Genomic DNA, 17,845 nt, shown 5'->3' with positions numbered 1-17,845 from the left:
ATCCCGCATTCCGTTCTAATCAGCTTATCGGCATCGGAGTGTCCGTCGGATTCGCATATCCCGAACCGTACTTACTATCGATATAATTGCGTATTTCAAGATTCGTCTTGCCATCTTGTTTCATTTGGGCGGACACCATGGCAATTTGCACGCAAACGCCGCATCTCGTCCCATGATCGTCCCACTCCACGGAACCGTCTTCCCTTATCTCGTTAATAAAACAATTCAAATTGCTCTTATGCCCCGCGCTATCGCCGCAACCGCAATAACAAGGTATCCATTGCAAGGTATCACTTAGCGTGGCGGCAACCTGATAAGCCACCTGCACTGCAGCTTGTTGCGTATCCAGAAATGAAGGCAGCTTCTCCGCGGAAGCAGTGATCACCCGCAAATCGCCATTCGAAGCATGATGGGAATGTTCCGACGTAGATGATTGGTCCTTCCCGCAGGCGGTGACCGCCAGCAAGCTTAGTCCGATAATCGACATCGTTAGCTTCTTCATTTTATCCATGTTTGCGCCCCGGAATAACACCCGTCTCGTTATAGGAAGCCACGATCGAGTCGATTTCTTTTTTCAGCTCGTCTACGAGATCCGCTTCAGGCACTTTACGAATCATCTCGCCATAACGGAACAGCATACCCTCGCCCCGCGCTCCCGCGATGCCGATATCGGCTTCACGGGCTTCGCCCGGGCCGTTGACCGCGCAGCCGAGCACGGAAACTTTGATCGGAACTTTAAGCTTGGACAAATATTCTTCTACCTCGTTGGCTACCGCGAACAAATCGATATCGAGACGCCCGCAGGTCGGACAAGAGATCAACGTCGGAGCATCCGTAATCAGACCGAATACTTTGAGAAGTTCCCTTGCGGCTTTGATTTCCTCGACGGGATCCGCGCTTAATGAAATCCGCATCGTGTTTCCGATTCCATTATTCAGCAGAACTCCAAGACCTGCGGAGCTTTTGATCGTCCCGGAGAACAAAGTACCCGCTTCCGTAATGCCCAAGTGGAGCGGATAGCGGATCACTTCCGCCGCCTTCATGTAAGCCTCGATGGCCATTGGAACGTCAGATGCTTTAAGAGAGACGATAATATCATGAAAATCGAGTTCCTCGAGAATGCCGATGTGGAACAATGCGCTTTCGACCATAGCATCTGCGGTCGGATAACCGTATTTCTCAAGTAGATGATTTTCCAGCGATCCTGCATTAACGCCGATCCGAATCGGAATGCCTCGTTCCTTGCAAGCTTTAACGACGGCTTCGACCTTCTCACGACGGCCAATATTGCCTGGATTGATCCGTACTTTGTCAATTCCGTTCTCGATAGCGAGCAAAGCTAACCGATAATCGAAATGAATATCCGCGACAAGCGGAATGCTGATCTGTTGCTTGATCGCTTTGATTGCTTCCGCCGCTTCTTTATTGTTTACGGTCACGCGAACGAGCTGGCAGCCCGCTTCTTCAAGCCGTTTGATCTCGGCTACCGTTGCTTCGACATCCGCTGTTTTCGTCGTGCACATACTCTGAAGGATTACTTGGTTGTTGCCGCCGATCGTTAAATTTCCGACTTTCACGGCAACGGTATCCGTACGTCTGAACATAATTTTTTCTCCCCTGTATACGCCAAAGTCCACCCCGCGATTTAGCAGGGTGGAACCGGCAATCTAGGCGAACTCCGCGTCGGCCGAAAGGCCTTGTTGGCGGCTTTCGTCCTGCTCCCGTTACGCGCTCTCTTCTTTTTTCTTGCCTTTTTTGGTCGTGAGCTCCGGCGACAACTTCTCCTTGATAACCTTCTCGGTTACCAAACAGGTGACGACATCGTCGCGCGATGGCACTTCGTACATCACGTCGAGCATGATGCCTTCGATGATCGCCCTTAAACCCCGAGCTCCCGTATTCCGCTTGATCGCCTCGCGGGCGATTTCTTCAAGCGCGCCTTGATCGAACTCCAGCTTCACGTTGTCCATCTCGAGCAGTTTCTGATACTGCTTCACAAGAGCGTTCTTCGGCTCGGATAAGATCCGGACAAGAGCTGGCTCGTCGAGTGGCTCCAACGTTGAAATAACAGGCAGACGGCCTACAAACTCAGGGATAAGCCCGAATTTGAGCAAATCTTCCGGTTGAGCCAACGACAAGTATTCACCCGGTTTCAGATCCTTCTGTCCTTCGAGGACAGAGCTGAATCCGATGACTTTCTTGCCGATGCGCCGTTTAATGAGCTGCTCCAGACCGTCGAACGCGCCGCCGCAGATGAACAGAATGTTCGTCGTATCGATCTGGATGAATTCTTGATGAGGGTGCTTGCGTCCGCCTTGCGGAGGTACGGAAGCGACCGTTCCTTCGAGAATTTTCAGCAACGCTTGCTGTACGCCTTCTCCGGATACGTCACGGGTAATGGATGGATTCTCCGATTTACGGGCCACCTTATCGATTTCATCGATATAGATGATACCGCGTTCAGCTTTCTCCACGTCGTAGTCCGCTGCTTGGATTAACTTAAGCAGTATGTTCTCTACGTCCTCACCAACGTAACCAGCTTCGGTTAATGACGTTGCGTCCGCGATCGCGAACGGAACGTTCAATATTTTAGCCATTGTCTGAGCGAGCAACGTTTTACCGGAGCCCGTTGGACCTACAAGCATGATGTTACTCTTCTGAAGCTCGACATCCTCGATCTTCGCTTGGGAATTAATCCGCTTGTAATGGTTGTACACGGCAACCGATAACGACTTCTTCGCTTGCTCCTGACCGATAACGTATTGATCCAGGATATTGCGAATATCCTTCGGTTTCGGAATATCTTTCAGATCGAGATCTTCTTCGTGACCGAGCTCCTCTTCCACGATTTCCGTGCAAAGCTCGATACACTCATCGCATATATATACGCCGGGGCCGGCAACCAGCTTTCGGACCTGATCCTGCGATTTGCCGCAGAACGAGCACTTTAACTGACCTTTTTCGTCGCTGAATTTAAACAAGGTAAACCCTCCTTAGTAAACCGCATCTATCGTCCCAAGGGACGGAGTTATCATCTTATGCTTTCTGGCCATCGATAGCAACCGGAGAGTTAATGACCCTGTCAACCAATCCGTATTGCACCGCGTCTTCCGCGCTCATGAAATTATCCCGATCGGTATCCCGTTCGATTTTCTCATAAGGTTGGCCCGTGCGATCCACGTAAATTTGGTTGAGCTTTTGCTTGGTCTTAACGATCCAATCCGCGTGGATTTTAATATCCGACGCTTGCCCTCTCACGCCGCCTAGCGGCTGATGAATCATAATTTCGCTGTTCGGCAACGCGAACCGTTTACCGGGAGCGCCTGCTGTTAATAGCAAGGAACCCATGCTTGCGGCCATTCCGACGCAAATCGTGGATACGTCAGGCTTAATGAATTGCATCGTATCGAAGATTCCCATTCCGGCCGTTACCGAGCCGCCAGGGGAGTTAATGTACAGGTGGATATCTTTCTCTGGATCTTCCGCTGCCAAGAAAAGCAGTTGGGCGATAATGAGATTGGCGACATCGTCGTCAATCGCGCTTCCGAGAAATATAATCCGGTCCTTCAAGAGCCTAGAATAGATGTCGTACGACCGCTCTCCGCGATTCGTTTGCTCGACGACCATTGGTACCAACATGTTACCAACCCCTTTTCTCATTGGACTTCAAATCTCGGTAATAGTTTAACACGTTCAAATCCGAATGTCATGTTGACGAGTTCTTTTCGGGCGAACGCCGAACCCCGGGAGGTCTTGAAATTATGTATTCAGGGTGAAAAATAAGGCACGTGGATTTCACGTGCCTTTCCTATGTTCGATCTCGTTGTGCGATTTACGCGGATTTGCTGTTGTCGATCAGGAATTTCACGGCTTTGCGAACTTTAAGATCTCCAGCCATGTTCTCCAGATAGCCATTCGATGCGAAAATGCTGCGAAGCTCGTCCGCAGAACGACCGTAGAGCTTGGACAAGTTCTCGAGCTCTTCGTTGATGTCCTCGTCAGTAATTTCGAGTTTTTCCGCTTTTGCAATTTCCTCAAGCACGAGGTTGTTGCGAGTGCGTTTCTCAGCATCGCCTTGCATTTGCGCTTTCAGAGCAGCTTCGTCTTGACCGCTGAACTGATAGTACAGGTCAATGTTCATGCCTTGCTGGCCAAGACGGTTTTCGAACTCCTTCAGCATAAGGCCGATTTCGGTATCAACCATAACTTGCGGTACATCAAGCTCGGATACTTCAGCAGCTTTTTCTACGATTGCCGCTTCGCGAGCGATCTCGGCATCTTTAACTTTGCGGTCCTGAAGCTTGCTGATCAAGTCTTTTTTGTACTCTTCCAAAGTATCAAACTCACTAACGTCTTTAGCGAACTCGTCATCAAGTACTGGCAAGTTTTTGCGTTTGATTTCGTTCAATTTCACTTTGAATACGACCGCTTTGCCAGCGAGCGTAGGTTCTTGGTAATTTTCCGGGAAAGTGACGTTGATGTCTTTCTCCTCGGCAATGTTAAGGCCTACGACTTGTTCTTCAAAGCCTGGAATGAAAGAGCCGGATCCAAGCTCAAGCGAATAATTGTCGCCTTTGCCGCCATCGAACGGAACTCCATCCAAGAAGCCTTCAAAATCGATGGAAGTGTGGTCACCGTCTTGGGCAGGGCCTTCGTCAACGACAACCAGCTCCGCATGACGATTTTGCAAACGCTCAAGCTCAGCAGCGATTTCTTCTTCGGTAACTTCCGTATTCTCAACTGGAACGACTAAGCCTTTGTAATCTCCAAGCTTCACTTCCGGTTTTACCGTAACTTTAGCTTTGAATTTGAACGACTTGCCTTTACCGAATTGCTCAACGTCTACGTCAGGACGATCGATCGGCTCGATGCCGGCTTCGTCGATTGCTTTCGTGTAAGCTTCAGGAAGCAAAATGTCGATCGCATCTTGATAGAGGCTTTCGATACCGAAACGAGCTTCGAAAATGCCGCGTGGCACTTTACCTTTACGGAAACCCGGTACGTTTACTTTTTGTACGACTTTACGGAATGCCTTGTCCAAAGCAACCGTAACTTGCTCTGCATCCACTTCAACTTCAAGAACCCCGACGTTCTTCTCTATCTTTTCCCATTTTGCTGTCATTTTATGCTTTCCCCTCCGTAACATCTTGCCGCTTCAATGCGGCCATTCACATAAACCACTCTATTATAAAACAACATCGTGCTCCGTTCAAGGCGTAACTGACAAGTCATGTATGAGTCGGTCGTGGTTCAACCGAATATTGGCGAAGCCAACGCAGCGCTTGTTCGTAACGAAAGCGCAATTCGCCCGTTATCCCGTACTGTTCTCTAATCCATTCATCGCTATGTTTTCCATGAAGTTTTTCCATTAACAATTGATGAAGAGCCGCACCCCATAGATCGGATGAACCGTCATCATCCTCCATCATACCCTTGTAAATCGAAGTTCCATACGCAATCTCCACGCATTCCTTCCACATTTCTTCAGCGAAATAAGAAAGCGTTGGATCGGATACTTCCGCGGTCTGGCGAACTCTGTCCAACACGTGATGAATGCCTTGCGGAAATTCCTCAAACGACAAAGGAGTGTCCCTCGCATCCACGGTAATGCTCTCGCCGTCCCGCCATAAAGCTATGGGACCCGCCGCCCCTTGTTTCTTCAAAGCTTGAAGAGCTCTGAACTGCACCGGGGGAATATACTCCATGCGAGCCAGCCATTGCTTAATAGAAAGTTCAATATCGGGATGGCTAATGTGCATGAGCTGACCTAAAATCAATAATTGCTGTTCCGGATCATCTCCGTTATAAAGTGAAGCTAACAATTGCGGAATATACTCGGAATCGGATTCGAATCTCTCCACGACTCTGCGTTTAATCAAATCCTCTTCGTCCTGTTCCTCGTCTTCCATCCCGAACACACCGTATTCCGAAGGGTTTGCCGCTTCGGGAAACGCCGCGACAAGCCATCCTAGCAATGCTTGCCATTCCGTATGATGACGCTCTGCTTCGCCATGGCATTGAAGGAGGAAGTCCAGTAACGCTTTAGCGTCTCCGTATCGTTCCGTCTCCAGCATTTTGGTCAATTGTATTTGATAATAATCCAAGGTTTTAGGAAATAATACCAAGTTATCTTTAATACCGTCCGTCATGGGGAAACCCCCTCCAAATTTACTGGCTTAATACTGGTCTTTACGTTCGTAAGACACTCCGGCCAGCGCAAAGCAGCAAGTTCAGTTCTTTCGCATTATATCATGAACAGCCGAGGAAAAGAAAAAGCAGAAGCGCCGTCCATATCATTGCACGATTATTCGATGTTAGAATAAGATATCAACCCTATGAACCATTGATTTTAGCGAAATGTTCGTGCTATGATACTTTTTGCATCTTCCAAAATGCGGGTGTAGTTCAGTGGCAGAACGCCAGCTTCCCAAGCTTGAGGCGAGGGTTCGATTCCCTTCACCCGCTCCATTATGAATATTCATCTTCGGAAGGGATTTCACCAGCTCCATTATGAGTACTCTTAAGATGTCTTATATATTAAGATCTCCACGCTGTCGAGAATATCTCGACAGCTTTCTTTTTGTTTCAATTGCCGGAACAAGCACCGTCGGTTCGTTAGTAATGAATCGATATAGTCAAAACATTGCGCTTCATGTACAATAATTTCCGACACTTACACAATTCGAGCAAATCCCCGAACCGATCGGGACCATCAGGTGGAATTCAATATGAAAAAGAAATTGGCATTATCATTAATGATTCTCGTAGTCGTCTTTGCATCTTTAGCATTAGGTGCTTATGCCGCCGCCAAGTATTCCTTAAGCATTAACGGCAAGCAGGCAAAGGGAGAGGTTAAAATCATTGATGGATCGATTTACGTTCCGTTGGCCGCTCTCTCCAGCTTAGAGAACATCACGGTCAAACGCGATGCCAAAAAAGGCACGATCGCGATTACGGATAAAGTGGATGAATCCCCATTACCTCCTGTCGAACCGGATAAGGTCGGCTTAGCTCCGAACAACCCGACTCCGGTCGGAAAAGCCGTATCCTTCAACTTGGAAGGTTACTTCGACAAATTCGTAGCCGTATACAAAGTCGAAGAGACGGTGCGAGGCGACAAAGCATGGCAACTCCTTAAAGATGTCAATCCCAACAGCGCAGCTCTTGATAAAGATTACGAGTATTTACTGGCTAAAATAAAAGTTACAACATCAACTGTTGCTACAGCTGACGGTTCGACTCGCATTTCGACCGGACAATTCAAGCTCGTATCCACAACTGGTAAAGATTATGACTCTACTTCGATCGTTACACCTAAGCCAGAGTTATTCGGAATCCTCTACGAGGGACAAAGTACGACAGGATGGGTAGCCTTCAAAGTAAAAAAAGATGATGCCAACCCGTTAATCCTATTCGGCAGAAAAACCGACGGCACAGGCGGTTTGTGGCTTAAAACGAATTAATCGTAAAGATTTTTCAAACGAGTAATACCCTTCATGTTTTCTACTAAAACCGCCCGAGCCTTTGGCAGGCGGTTTTAGTATCCAAATGAAAAAAAGCGATCTAAGGAAATTTAATCCTTGCGGAACGAAAAAGGTTATGGTAAGATACTTTTTGCGTGTCTCAGTAGCTCAGCTGGATAGAGCAACGCCCTTCTAAGGCGTCGGTCGGGGGTTCGAATCCCTCCTGGGACGCCATCCTAACTAAAGCAAACCCGTCTGCTAGCATCCACGATGCTGCAAGACGGGTTTTTTTGTATCCCTGTTCTTATATTTATTTAATATTAAATGTTCCTTCGGCGATTCTTGTCGTATCTCGGAATACCGCGACTTCATACTTTCCCGTTTCCAGTAATTCATCCGATTCCGGATCGTAGAATTCGTACACAAAAGATTCCCAGTCAGGGTCAACGTCGTCGTCCCAGCTATCCAGCAGCTGTCCGTTATCCGATTTGTAAATATTGATCGTGATCGACTTTACTCCGAATTTCTCTGGCAGATCCATCCCTAAGGAGATTGCTTCATCGGAGCTGAAAGCATTCCTAACGTTGGTTATGCCCTGATCGTTGGTGTCGGACCAATCGCCGAATTCCATGCCGACAGGATAATCATTGCCTTTGGCTTCCGGTTGCTTGCTTTCGGATTGCTTAGCCGGACTTCCTTCTACGTTCTTGTTACTCGAGGCGCATCCCGCGAGCACAATAATCAAGCATGCCATAATTGAAAGTACCTTTAGCTGTTTCACTTTTTATCCCCCATGTCCTAATTTCTACCATTTAATAGATTATCATAGCAAATAGGAATCTGTCGACATTTTCTGACGCTATCCCCTAACTTTTCCAATGACAACAAATCTGTATAATTACGAGCTCTTGAGGCAACACTTTACCCGCGTTATCCGTAACATTATTCCTTCAACAAAAAGGTGATCACATGACAATCCAAACTGCTTCGATGCGAGATGCTGCCCCGCTTGCGAAACTCATCTTGCTAGCCATACAAGACATAGCTTACCAATTAACCGGAGAATCAAATGAAGAGAACGTTCTTAGGCAATTGGAGAAGTTCATCATTACGGAGGGCAATCGATTCAGCCTAGCATGCATACAAGTGAAAGAATGCGACGGCCAACCTGCGGGGATGATTCTCTGTTATCATGGTCGCGATGCCGATCGGCTATATGAGCCTATAATCGAGCATTTATTCCAGTTAGGCGGCAATTCTAATCTCACCATTGACCAGGAAGCCGATGAAGACGAGTATTATATCGATGCCATTGCGGTTCACCCTGCTTTCCAAGGCCAAGGCTTCGCCAAACAATTGATTGCCGCAGCCGAACGGAGAGCCGTCGAATTGGGATACGATAAAATCGCCTTGAACGTGGACCAATCGAACGATGTCGCCCATTCTTTATATCGTAAGCTCGGCTATTCCGCCGACAAACAAATTATGATACACGATAAGCCTTACTGGCACATGGTGAAAAAACTCGCGATATAAAAAACATTCATGACACTCGCGGGGTCACATCACAGGCGTCATGAAATAATAACGGACACCAGAGACCTTATTTGCTGTATAGACCTCTGTTGCTGGATACTTACGGACACTACAGACCTTATTTCACACATTTCCTTGCCTTTTAGGGCCATTACGAGCAAATAAGGTCATCTGTGTCCGTTACAAAGCATTTTCGACCCCACAACTTACAAATAAGGGCTCCTAGGTCCGTTTGGGTGCGACGCCTAAACCCGTTGTCATGTTCTTAAGTGCAAGGAAGCCCTATTTTCATAAAAAAGCCCTGCATGGCGAATGGACCGAAGTGGTCCTTATCGTCATGCAGGGCTTTTATTGTTGGAGCGATAGTCGAGAGATAGCGTTTATTCAAACGGATAACGCAAATTCCACTGCTGCCTTATCCTATCTAACGTAGACATGATGTCGAGCGTTTCACCGAGCGGCATAACCGAACTTTCCGTCCGCCCCTCCCGCAGGCATGCCATCGCTTCTTCCGCTTCGAAAGCATATCCGGATGCTTGCCGGCCGTCCTCGAAGCTTACCGTTTCTTTCCCTTTGACGTGCAAGCTCGCCGAACGCGCAGCCAAGAACATCGGAATATGAATATGCCCCTTCGTCCCGAAGATGTACGCCTCATTGACCATATCAAGTTGAACCGCTCCGTTCAATACCGCGGTTTGGCCTTCCTCGTACTCCATGAGGATCGAAAATTGCTCATCAACGCCGGTAGCTCCGATTCTAGCGCTGCTCATCACTTTCTTCGGCTGATGGCCGTATACCATCGACGCGAATTGGCATATCGGATTATTTCCTCGGCTTCCGATGCATTCATGGTGAACGGCTTCTCGCAAAGGACGGCTTTTCCCGCTCGCAAGAACGTGAGTACATTGCTACGGTGAGCCGGATGAAGCGTGCCTACGTACACGATATCCACCTCTGGGTCCTCGGCTAATTGTTCCATGCTGCCGTAAGCGCGCGCAATTTGAAATTCACTGGCGAAACTCTCGGCTTTCTCCAAGCTCCGCCCGGCAACCGCAACCAATTGCGCCCCTTCCGCATAAGCCAAGTCCTTGGCAAACTGCTTGGATATGCCCCCAGGTCCCGCAATTCCCCACTTGATCTTTGAAGCTGTCACCTATGATCGCCCCCCTTGCTCGTTTTCCCCTATTATCTCATACGGTTGTCTTAGATGGATCACAATGTCGTATAATACTTGTTAATTCATTGTATCGACGGAGGTATTGAAATGGGAGCTTGGCTTGTCTATGCGCTATTGTCGGCCGCAATGGCCGCACTAGTCGCGATCTTCGGTAAAATCGGCCTTAAAGACATCGACGCCAATTCCGCGACCGCCATAAGGGCGGTCATCATGGCTTTATTCTTGCTTGGCGTCGTCGTGGTACAAGGGAAGTTCATGCAATTAGGCGAAATTTTCATGCAGAAAAAAGCGATGTCCTTCATCGTGTTAAGCGGTGTGGCAGGTGCCCTATCGTGGCTCTTTTATTTTCTGGCCCTCAAGGGAGGCAAAGTGTCCCAAGTCGGTCCGATCGATAAGTTGAGCGTCGTGCTTGCCGTCCTGCTGGCATTCTTCTTCCTCGGGGAAAAAATATCGTTGATAAATGCGCTTGGCGTCGCGATGATCGGAGGTGGAGCGATTTTGGTCGCTTTGAAATAATCGGCCTAAAGTTATGAAACCAATCGATAAGCTATGTTGTCTAACTTGTTGAGGTGGTCGCATTGGACTTCGAGCAGTTAAAATATAGATCCGCTTTGGATGAAGATAGTTTCCGGTCGATCATGGAAACTTACGGGCAAGAGGTATGGAATTACGTCTTTGCCCTAACTCGAAATCGCCATGACACCGACGATATCGTTCAGGATGCGTTTCTTAAGTGTTATCGTTCGATCGATTCGTTTCGTGGTCAATCCGCTTTTCGAACGTGGTTGTTCTCCATAGCGCGCAATACCGCGTTTAACGTGCGCAAATCCGCGTATTGGAGACGTGTGATTCCCTCATCCCGTTTGTTTAACGGCGGCCATTATCGCGTGCCCTCCTCTCCATCCGCAGAAGATACGATGCTTAGGAACCTGATCGAAGGCACGATCTGGGAAACGTTGATGAAGCTGCCGGAGAAATATCGCGAGATCCTCGTTCTGGACGCAGTATACGAGCTCAAGCAACAAGAAATTTCCCAATTGTTAAACATCTCGGTTGGCGGCGTCAAATCGAGATTGAACCGTGCACGCGGGAAAATGAACATACTGTTAAAGGGGGAACGCACTCATGACGAAGCTTGGAGCAGCGATTGAGCGGGAACGTCCGGATTGGTACGGAGAACTCTCGCGGCCGCCTTTTCGCACCTTTAAAGAAGGGGGTATCGATGCGATGATCCTGGCAACAGCCCGTCGCAATGATTATCGCAAGCAAGAGTCTTGGATCAAGCGGAAGATGACGATCGCCAGCCTGATTCTCGTATTAGCCGCCAGCATCCTGTTGCTATACCCGCTCCTTCAATTAATAGTGCCCCATCCTGCGGGTTCCCCTTCGCAACTCAGCGAATCATGGCAAACTTATCAAGGAGAAGATTACTCATTCTTATTGCCGAACGAGTGGGAGTCCTTCCCCGGCAAAGACGGTAGCTTAGTGTTTACCCATCATGGTCAGAAAACAGGAAATATGGCGATCCAACAATACGGATTTGTTTATTCGAGCTTGATGGACAGAATTTACCCCGACAATGCCACCATCGTCTCTAAGTCCATAATAGGAAATAACGCGCAATTGCCGGCCTATTACTATTTTCGATTCGAGATCACCGAGGCCAATGGAGGAACGAGGCTAGAGGATCACTATTACATTATGCAAGCTTCGATTACTTACGATTTCTATTTCCCATCCTTGTCGGTAGACAAAAACATTTCCGAAAAAATCGTTAAAAGTTTTAGTCCCGCCTTATAAACGCGACAACGCGCAGCCTAAGGCATAATATCGCCTAGGCTGCGCGTCTCTGTTCATTTAAATGCTACCGGTTATGAGGCTTGGCCGGGCTGTTCTGAGCGGGATGAAAGGTGTTGATCTTAAGCTTTTCCTCTACGAACTCCTCGCCCTTCTTGGCGATTTGATTGCCTATGTTTTTCTTGAATTTTTCTGCCATTTTGTTCCTCACCTCCCCTGATCTTGCCGTGTTAAATCTTCAGATTTCTCTCCAACGCTTCCGATACTCCGCTATACCCCAATATTTGCACGGCGAATTCATCCCTGTCGATCTCTCCGAGATGATCGGGCGACGATAGCAGTGGTTTCATCACGTCCGTGAACGCGGAATGAAAACTGTTGTCGAACCAATCGACCCCATAATCCGCGTCGTTGGTGATCAACCTCACAAGCGGATACGAGTCATTGCGACCCGCTCGAAAATACGCAAGCATCTGCGAATCGCGCTGATGATCGGTGAATACTTCCACTTCGGCGAATCGCTCGCCGCCGCGATCCAATACCCGCCGAAACTGGGCTTCCCTAACCTTCACCATCGGATGATTACTCCCCCCCTGCAATCTCTCATAAAATGTTCATCGTTTCAATATGCTGCCTTGTCTCGGAAGTACCCAATTCATGCAGCATCCGGTATACTTCTTGCAGCAAAGCATCGTAAGTGTCGTTTTCCGGCGAATCACTTATCGTCGGGGAGCCTTTGAACGAAAGAGCCTCGTCTTCGTCCGCGTCCTGAATTTCCTCGAACAGCTCCTGAAGCTTGTCCAGTTCCGCTTCGTTAGCATGGATGGCAAACTCGAAGGCAGCCGCCTCCTTATCCTCCAGCACTTGACCCGCACCTACCGACACGTAATAGGTTTTTCTATCCGAGCCGGCAACGTTAATCTCTCTCATTCGCTGATCATTCTCCTTCCCCGGTAATGGGCTAATTCTCCTTCCGTATTTTCTCCCGTTGGACATACATTTTATGCCTTTTTTCGCATATTCATCTTATGATCGGTTTAAGGCAGAGGAGGGTTGAAGGCACATGTGCGGAATTACCGGATGGATTGACTGGAACATGGATTTAACGACTCAAGCGGACACGATTGAGAAAATGACCGAGACGCTGGAACTGCGAGGGCCGGACGCAACCGGAACCTGGCTGTCCCAGCATTGCGCCTTCGGACACCGCCGGTTATCGGTCATGGATCCCGCGAATGGCGCCCAGCCTATGGTTCGCCCCGCCAAGGGCTTGGATAATCATGACTGCGTGCTTGTGTATAACGGTGAATTATACAACGCTCCCGAGCTTCGCAAGCAATTGGAAGGGTTAGGTTACCGTTTCCGGACAACCTGCGACACGGAAGTATTGCTGCTCTCTTACGTGGAGTGGGGGCCGGAATGCGTGGAGAAGCTGAATGGCATATTCGCCTTTGCGGTATGGCAGACAGACGAACAAAAGTTGTTCATGGCAAGAGATCGGCTTGGGGTTAAACCCCTATTCTATCGGAGGGAAGAAGGACGCTTTATGTTCGGTTCCGAGCCCAAAGCGATATTGGCCCATCCTGACGTGCCCGCAGAGATAGACGCGGAAGGGCTTGCGGAGCTATTCGTTATCGGCCCTGCCCGTACTCCAGGACATGGGGTATGGCGGGATTTCTTGGAGCTTAAGCCCGGACATTGCCTCCAATACGATCGTAACGGACTACGAACTTTCGCTTATTGGCAGTTGCAAAGCACCGAGCACGAGGAGAATGTCGAGCAAACCGCAGAGACGGTTCGCAACCTGCTCGCCGATACAGTAGAACGTCAACTGGTGTCGGACGTCCCCATTTGCACGTTATTGTCCGGAGGTCTGGATTCGAGTGCTTTAACCGCGCTTGCAGTCGATTACTATAGAAGGACGAATCAAGGAAACGTGCACACTTTCTCCGTCGATTACGCGGATAACGACAAGCATTTCCAAGCCCATGATTTCCAGCCTAATTCCGATGCGCCATGGATTAAGAGAATGAACGAATATTTATCGACCATACATCATCCGAAGCAGTTCGATACGCCCGAGCTCGTTCAAGCATTAGAAGCGGCCGTGCTCGCCAAGGATACGCCAGGCATGGCGGATATCGATGCTTCCTTGTATTTGTTCTGCCGGGAAATCAAGAAGGAAGCGACCGTCGCTATTTCGGGGGAAGCCGCGGACGAAATCTTCGGCGGTTATCCTTGGTTCCATCGCGAGGATGCCCTTAAAGCGGAAACTTTCCCCTGGTCGCTTGCGACCGGCCTTCGTGCAAGTTTGCTATCGCCGGAGCTTAGGGAGAAAATTCGTCCGCAACAATATTTGGGTGACCGCTACTCGCAAGCCATTGCCGAAGTTCCCCATTTGGACGGAGAAGACGAAACTCGCAAACGCATGCGCCGCATGTCCTATCTGAATATCACGCGGTTCATGCCCACGTTGCTCGATCGCAAAGACCGGATGAGCATGGCTGTTGGATTGGAGGTGCGCGTTCCGTTCTGCGACCACCGGCTCGTAGAGTACGTGTGGAACATTCCATGGGAAATCAAGACTGCCGGCACACGGGAAAAAGGCATTCTAAGAAAAGCCCTAGAGGGCGTTCTCCCGGACGACGTATTGTATCGCAAAAAGAGCCCTTATCCGAAAACGCACAATCCGAATTATTTGGCCGCCGTTCGCTCCCAACTTCTCGAAAGGTTGGACGATCCGGCATGCCCGCTCAAACCGCTTATCCATGAAAGCAAGATCAGGGAACTCGCCGCCGCTTCAGATGCCTCCTCCCATCTTCCTTGGTTCGGTCAGCTCATGTCCGGTCCTCAGTTGTTCGCTTATTTGCTCCAAATGGATTTCTGGCTCAAGCGTTATAAGGTTAAGTTGGTTCTGTAATGCGGAAAGACCCGGGAAAGTTAACTCTTTAGAGTTTACTTCCCGGGTCATCTTACGGTTAGTATGAAGGTGTTTCATTGTTTCCCGATCAAGGCGAGCAGTCGTCGCAAAGCTTGTCCGCGATGACTGCTCTCGTTTTTCTCCGTGAGCGAAAGCTCCGCCATGCTACGGCCATGAGACGAAATCCAGAACAACGGATCATAACCGAAACCGTCCGTCCCTCGCGCTTCGCGCAAAATATGCCCTTCGACAGCGCCTTCGGCTTCTAGCTTGGTGCCATCCGCAGGGTCGTATAACACGAGCGAACAAACGAATCTCGCGCTACTCAGCAGCTTAGGCTCCGAATCTTCGCTTCGATGAACGGTATCATCGCGCAGCGCTAGCTCCCGAAGCAACTTCTCATTATTCGCGGAATCCTCCGCGCCTTCTCCCGCATATCGAGCGGAATAGACGCCGGGATCCCCATCCAGTGCGTCCACGCATAAGCCGGAATCGTCCGCCAATACCGGCAATCCCACGATATCCGCCACGCCTTTAGCTTTAAGTAACGCATTGTCCGCGAAAGTCGCTCCGGTTTCTTCAATGTCCGGTATTCCTTCGACATCGTGAAGATCTTTAACCGAAATTCCGATTTTCTCGAACGCCTCGCGAAATTCCTTTGTTTTGCCCCTATTACGGGTAGCCAGAATGAGCGTGCCGCCACTCCCGATCATGCCTTACCTCCGCCGATTCGCTCTCCTGCCGCGCCTAACGTATCCTTCTGCAATTGAATAAGCTGCTGAATGGCATTCTCTGCGAGCGACAGCATGTTATCCAGTTCCGTTCGCGTGAACGGGGCTTCTTCGCCCGTCCCCTGAACTTCCACGAAAGCGCCTGCTCCCGTCATTACCACGTTCATATCCACTTTAGCTTTGGAATCTTCCTCATAATTCAAATCGACGACTGGCTGCTCTTGAATAACGCCGACGCTTATGGAAGCCAAGAAATCGGTTAATGGATATTTATCAAATCCATTCGTTCCCGCCAACTTATGGATCGCCAATGCCAGTGCGATGTAAGCGCCGGTAATAGACGTTGTCCGAGTGCCTCCGTCCGCTTGCAGGACATCGCAATCCAGCGTGATCGTTCTTTCGCCAAGCGCATGAAGATTAACTACGGAACGGAGCGCGCGCCCGATTAAGCGTTGAATTTCCATCGTACGTCCGGTTAACTTGCCTTTAGCGGATTCCCTTTGATTACGGGTATGCGTAGCTCGGGGAAGCATGGAATATTCTGCCGTTACCCAGCCTTTACCTTGCCCCTTCAGGAACGGAGGAACTCTCTCTTCCACGGACGCGGTACAAAGCACCTTCGTATTCCCGGCTTCTATAAGCACGGAGCCTTCTGCGTATTTATTCGGATGAAGCGTAACCGCGAAAGGCCGCAGGTCACTGGGTTGTCTGCCATCGGATCTCATCATTTTACCTCCCAGAAACTCAATCTCTCCCATTTTACCAAAGGTTGAAAGCAAAAGCACCACGCGCGTTCAATTGTGCGATCCTTGCATAACCGCGTATGATCCCGAAGCATTGGGGCAATATACAAACAATGGAAAATGAAGGATCGGGGGATATCCCATGCTGGAGCAAATCAAACAACAATTCCAAGATGCTACCGATTTGTTCACGGACACGCTCGATAACGGTTATTGGCACATGGAGATCGCTTACTTCCCCGCTTTATGCGACGAGCATATCAAGGACGGGCTTCTCGTTCCGTTCTCCTATCGATTCGATCCGGATGAATTTCGAAGAATGCTTCACGCCAATCCGAAATTCGCTAAGACGGACAAGCCCGAAGGCTGGGCAAGCCTGCTCCTGAAAGGCTTCGTACTGATCCGAATCGGCGATGACTGCTATTCTTTCAAATCGGACCGTACCCTTGTAACCGAGCCGGATACGACTCAGGTAGAAGCTTCGCTGGAAGGGCCGCAATCCGCTTTCACGGAAAGCTTGGATTTGAACCTTTACCTTCTGCGGTTTCGGTATAACGTGCCTACTTTGACCGTAGAACCTTTCGAGAAAGGAAACTTCTCCAATACCGCCATTCAGGTCGTATATGATCGCAAGCTGGTTAACCGTGACGTCTTGGAATTGTTGTATAAGCAAATGGAAAAAGTCGATCTCGATCTCTTGTTGTCTTCGGGCCAATTGGTCAAGTCATTAACCGATAAAAGCCATCGTTTCTTCCCAACCTTGCTGCAGACGGAACGGCCCGACAGAGTGGCCTCTATGCTTCGCAAAGGCAAAATCGCCATTCTCATTAACGGTAGCCGGCTTGCCATCCTATTACCCGTCCGCCTATACGATTTCATGAACGCGATGGATGACTATTACGATTCGTTCTGGATTAGTCGACTCTTAGCCACAATGAGATATATCGCCGTATTTCTCACGCTCGTTCTACCGGCGGCCTATATCGCGATCGTCTCTTACAATCCGGAAATATTCAGAGTGCAACTCGCCTTCACTATCGACGGGAGCCGTGCGGGAGTGCCCTATCCTTCGTTCATCGAAGTGTTCATCATGTTGTTCATGATCGAGGCTCTAATCGAGGCCAGCATTCGTCTTCCGCGCTTCGTAGGATCGACGGCCACGACCGTAGGCGGTCTAATTCTGGGACAAGCGGCCCAACAGGCTGGACTCGTCAGCAGTATCATGATCATCGTCACCTCCGTCGTAGCGATATCCAACTTCGTGATCCCCAACTCTGCCTTCAGCCAATCGATTCGAGTGCTGAAATACTTATTCCTGATCATTTCCATGATCTACGGGATCAGCGGGGTAGCCGTTCTCTTCTTCGCCATGATCGTCTACTTATGCAGCCTTCGCAGCTTCGGCGAACCGTATTTCGCATTCTTTACGCCGCACCAGCGGGATTTAGCAAGTCAAGCTCCGGGAAAGAGGTAGAACG

19 protein-coding genes, 2 tRNA genes and 1 pseudogene are annotated in these 17,845 nt (G+C 49.3%); 9 read left to right on the top strand and 13 right to left on the bottom strand.

Translation table 11 applies throughout. From position 1 onward, the window contains the following. Window positions 1–19 precede the first annotated feature (19 nt). The 6 genes from L3D05_RS06430 to L3D05_RS06405 all read right to left on the bottom strand — a co-directional run bounded on the left by L3D05_RS06430 (window position 20) and on the right by L3D05_RS06405 (window position 6,149). Window positions 20–502, bottom strand: a complete 483-nt coding sequence (locus tag L3D05_RS06430) for a PCYCGC motif-containing (lipo)protein (protein ID WP_239615352.1) — start codon at window positions 500–502, stop codon at window positions 20–22. Window position 503: 1 nt separating this feature from the next. Then, the gene (gene ispG / locus L3D05_RS06425) at window positions 504–1,604 is read right to left on the bottom strand and encodes a flavodoxin-dependent (E)-4-hydroxy-3-methylbut-2-enyl-diphosphate synthase (protein ID WP_239615181.1); all 1,101 of its coding nucleotides are present in this window, start codon (window positions 1,602–1,604) and stop codon (window positions 504–506) included. Window positions 1,605–1,724: 120 nt separating this feature from the next. Beyond that, window positions 1,725–2,981: an ATP-dependent protease ATP-binding subunit ClpX gene (clpX, locus tag L3D05_RS06420; protein ID WP_239615180.1), complete on the bottom strand. Its 1,257-nt coding sequence runs from the start codon at window positions 2,979–2,981 to the stop codon at window positions 1,725–1,727. A 55-nt stretch (window positions 2,982–3,036) separates the two neighbouring features. Continuing rightward, window positions 3,037–3,639: an ATP-dependent Clp endopeptidase proteolytic subunit ClpP gene (gene clpP / locus L3D05_RS06415; protein WP_239615179.1), complete on the bottom strand. Its 603-nt coding sequence runs from the start codon at window positions 3,637–3,639 to the stop codon at window positions 3,037–3,039. A 193-nt stretch (window positions 3,640–3,832) separates the two neighbouring features. Further along, window positions 3,833–5,122, bottom strand: a complete 1,290-nt coding sequence (tig, locus tag L3D05_RS06410; protein ID WP_239615178.1) for a trigger factor — start codon at window positions 5,120–5,122, stop codon at window positions 3,833–3,835. Window positions 5,123–5,228: 106 nt separating this feature from the next. Next, window positions 5,229–6,149, bottom strand: a complete 921-nt coding sequence (locus L3D05_RS06405; RefSeq protein ID WP_239615177.1) for an acetate and sugar kinases/Hsc70/actin family protein — start codon at window positions 6,147–6,149, stop codon at window positions 5,229–5,231. Between the two features lie 245 nt (window positions 6,150–6,394). Between L3D05_RS06405 and L3D05_RS06400 the strand changes: the two genes are divergently transcribed. The 3 genes from L3D05_RS06400 (at window position 6,395) to L3D05_RS06390 (ending at window position 7,697) form a co-directional block, all read left to right on the top strand. Further along, a tRNA-Gly gene (locus tag L3D05_RS06400) sits at window positions 6,395–6,468 on the top strand. A gap of 260 nt (window positions 6,469–6,728) precedes the next feature. After that, window positions 6,729–7,463, top strand: coding sequence for a DUF4352 domain-containing protein (locus tag L3D05_RS06395; protein ID WP_239615176.1), 735 nt, complete (start codon window positions 6,729–6,731; stop codon window positions 7,461–7,463). A 157-nt stretch (window positions 7,464–7,620) separates the two neighbouring features. Beyond that, window positions 7,621–7,697: transfer RNA gene (locus tag L3D05_RS06390), tRNA-Arg, on the top strand. A gap of 76 nt (window positions 7,698–7,773) precedes the next feature. Here the strand turns inward: L3D05_RS06390 and L3D05_RS06385 are convergent. Next, the gene (locus L3D05_RS06385) at window positions 7,774–8,244 is read right to left on the bottom strand and encodes a hypothetical protein (RefSeq protein WP_239615175.1); all 471 of its coding nucleotides are present in this window, start codon (window positions 8,242–8,244) and stop codon (window positions 7,774–7,776) included. Between the two features lie 188 nt (window positions 8,245–8,432). Between L3D05_RS06385 and L3D05_RS06380 the strand changes: the two genes are divergently transcribed. Next, the gene (locus L3D05_RS06380) at window positions 8,433–8,999 is read left to right on the top strand and encodes a GNAT family N-acetyltransferase (RefSeq protein ID WP_239615174.1); all 567 of its coding nucleotides are present in this window, start codon (window positions 8,433–8,435) and stop codon (window positions 8,997–8,999) included. A 380-nt stretch (window positions 9,000–9,379) separates the two neighbouring features. Here the strand turns inward: L3D05_RS06380 and L3D05_RS06375 are convergent. Beyond that, window positions 9,380–10,107, bottom strand: a pseudogene (locus L3D05_RS06375) (Gfo/Idh/MocA family protein). A 156-nt stretch (window positions 10,108–10,263) separates the two neighbouring features. Here L3D05_RS06375 and L3D05_RS06370 point away from each other — a divergent pair. From L3D05_RS06370 to L3D05_RS06360, 3 genes are all read left to right on the top strand, one after another. Beyond that, complete coding sequence (locus L3D05_RS06370) at window positions 10,264–10,692, top strand: EamA family transporter (RefSeq protein ID WP_239615173.1); 429 nt, start codon at window positions 10,264–10,266, stop codon at window positions 10,690–10,692. Between the two features lie 62 nt (window positions 10,693–10,754). Beyond that, window positions 10,755–11,327 (top strand): RNA polymerase sigma factor, encoded by a 573-nt coding sequence (locus L3D05_RS06365; protein WP_239615172.1) that lies wholly within the window; start codon window positions 10,755–10,757, stop codon window positions 11,325–11,327. After that, on the top strand, window positions 11,302–11,976 hold the full coding sequence (locus L3D05_RS06360) for a hypothetical protein (RefSeq protein ID WP_239615171.1): 675 nt from the start codon (window positions 11,302–11,304) through the stop codon (window positions 11,974–11,976). Before L3D05_RS06365 ends, L3D05_RS06360 begins: the two co-directional genes overlap by 26 nt. A 64-nt stretch (window positions 11,977–12,040) precedes the next feature. Here the strand turns inward: L3D05_RS06360 and L3D05_RS26410 are convergent, their stop codons facing one another. From L3D05_RS26410 to L3D05_RS06350, 3 genes are read right to left on the bottom strand one after another with little or no spacing between them, the layout of a single operon-like run. Next, complete coding sequence (locus tag L3D05_RS26410; RefSeq protein ID WP_255807363.1) at window positions 12,041–12,172, bottom strand: hypothetical protein; 132 nt, start codon at window positions 12,170–12,172, stop codon at window positions 12,041–12,043. Window positions 12,173–12,203: 31 nt separating this feature from the next. Then, complete coding sequence (locus L3D05_RS06355) at window positions 12,204–12,548, bottom strand: hypothetical protein (protein WP_239615170.1); 345 nt, start codon at window positions 12,546–12,548, stop codon at window positions 12,204–12,206. A 28-nt stretch (window positions 12,549–12,576) separates the two neighbouring features. After that, window positions 12,577–12,903 carry a hypothetical protein gene (locus L3D05_RS06350; protein WP_239615169.1) on the bottom strand — a complete coding sequence of 109 codons (327 nt, stop codon included), beginning with the start codon at window positions 12,901–12,903 and terminating at the stop codon, window positions 12,577–12,579. Between the two features lie 133 nt (window positions 12,904–13,036). Between L3D05_RS06350 and asnB the strand changes: the two genes are divergently transcribed. Further along, window positions 13,037–14,893 carry an asparagine synthase (glutamine-hydrolyzing) gene (asnB, locus tag L3D05_RS06345; protein WP_239615168.1) on the top strand — a complete coding sequence of 619 codons (1,857 nt, stop codon included), beginning with the start codon at window positions 13,037–13,039 and terminating at the stop codon, window positions 14,891–14,893. Between the two features lie 74 nt (window positions 14,894–14,967). On the opposite strand, the gene L3D05_RS06340 is transcribed toward asnB, so the two are convergent. Together L3D05_RS06340 and rph are read right to left on the bottom strand one after the other, a co-directional pair. Further along, a complete protein-coding gene (locus L3D05_RS06340; RefSeq protein WP_239615167.1) occupies window positions 14,968–15,606 on the bottom strand; it encodes an XTP/dITP diphosphatase in 639 nt (212 codons plus the stop codon). Beyond that, window positions 15,603–16,352 carry a ribonuclease PH gene (rph, locus tag L3D05_RS06335; protein WP_305037414.1) on the bottom strand — a complete coding sequence of 250 codons (750 nt, stop codon included), beginning with the start codon at window positions 16,350–16,352 and terminating at the stop codon, window positions 15,603–15,605. Before rph ends, L3D05_RS06340 begins: the two co-directional genes overlap by 4 nt. Before the next feature lie 157 nt (window positions 16,353–16,509). Here rph and L3D05_RS06330 point away from each other — a divergent pair, with 157 nt between their 5' ends. Further along, a complete protein-coding gene (locus L3D05_RS06330) occupies window positions 16,510–17,841 on the top strand; it encodes a spore germination protein (protein WP_239615166.1) in 1,332 nt (443 codons plus the stop codon). The last annotated feature ends 4 nt before the right edge of the window (window positions 17,842–17,845 follow it).

The sequence above is a fragment of the Cohnella mopanensis genome (genome assembly GCF_022352055.1).
Classification (GTDB): domain Bacteria; phylum Bacillota; class Bacilli; order Paenibacillales; family Paenibacillaceae; genus Cohnella; species Cohnella mopanensis.
The sequence above is the reverse complement of the archived record's forward strand: the minus strand, read 5'-3'. Positions and strand labels throughout refer to the sequence as shown.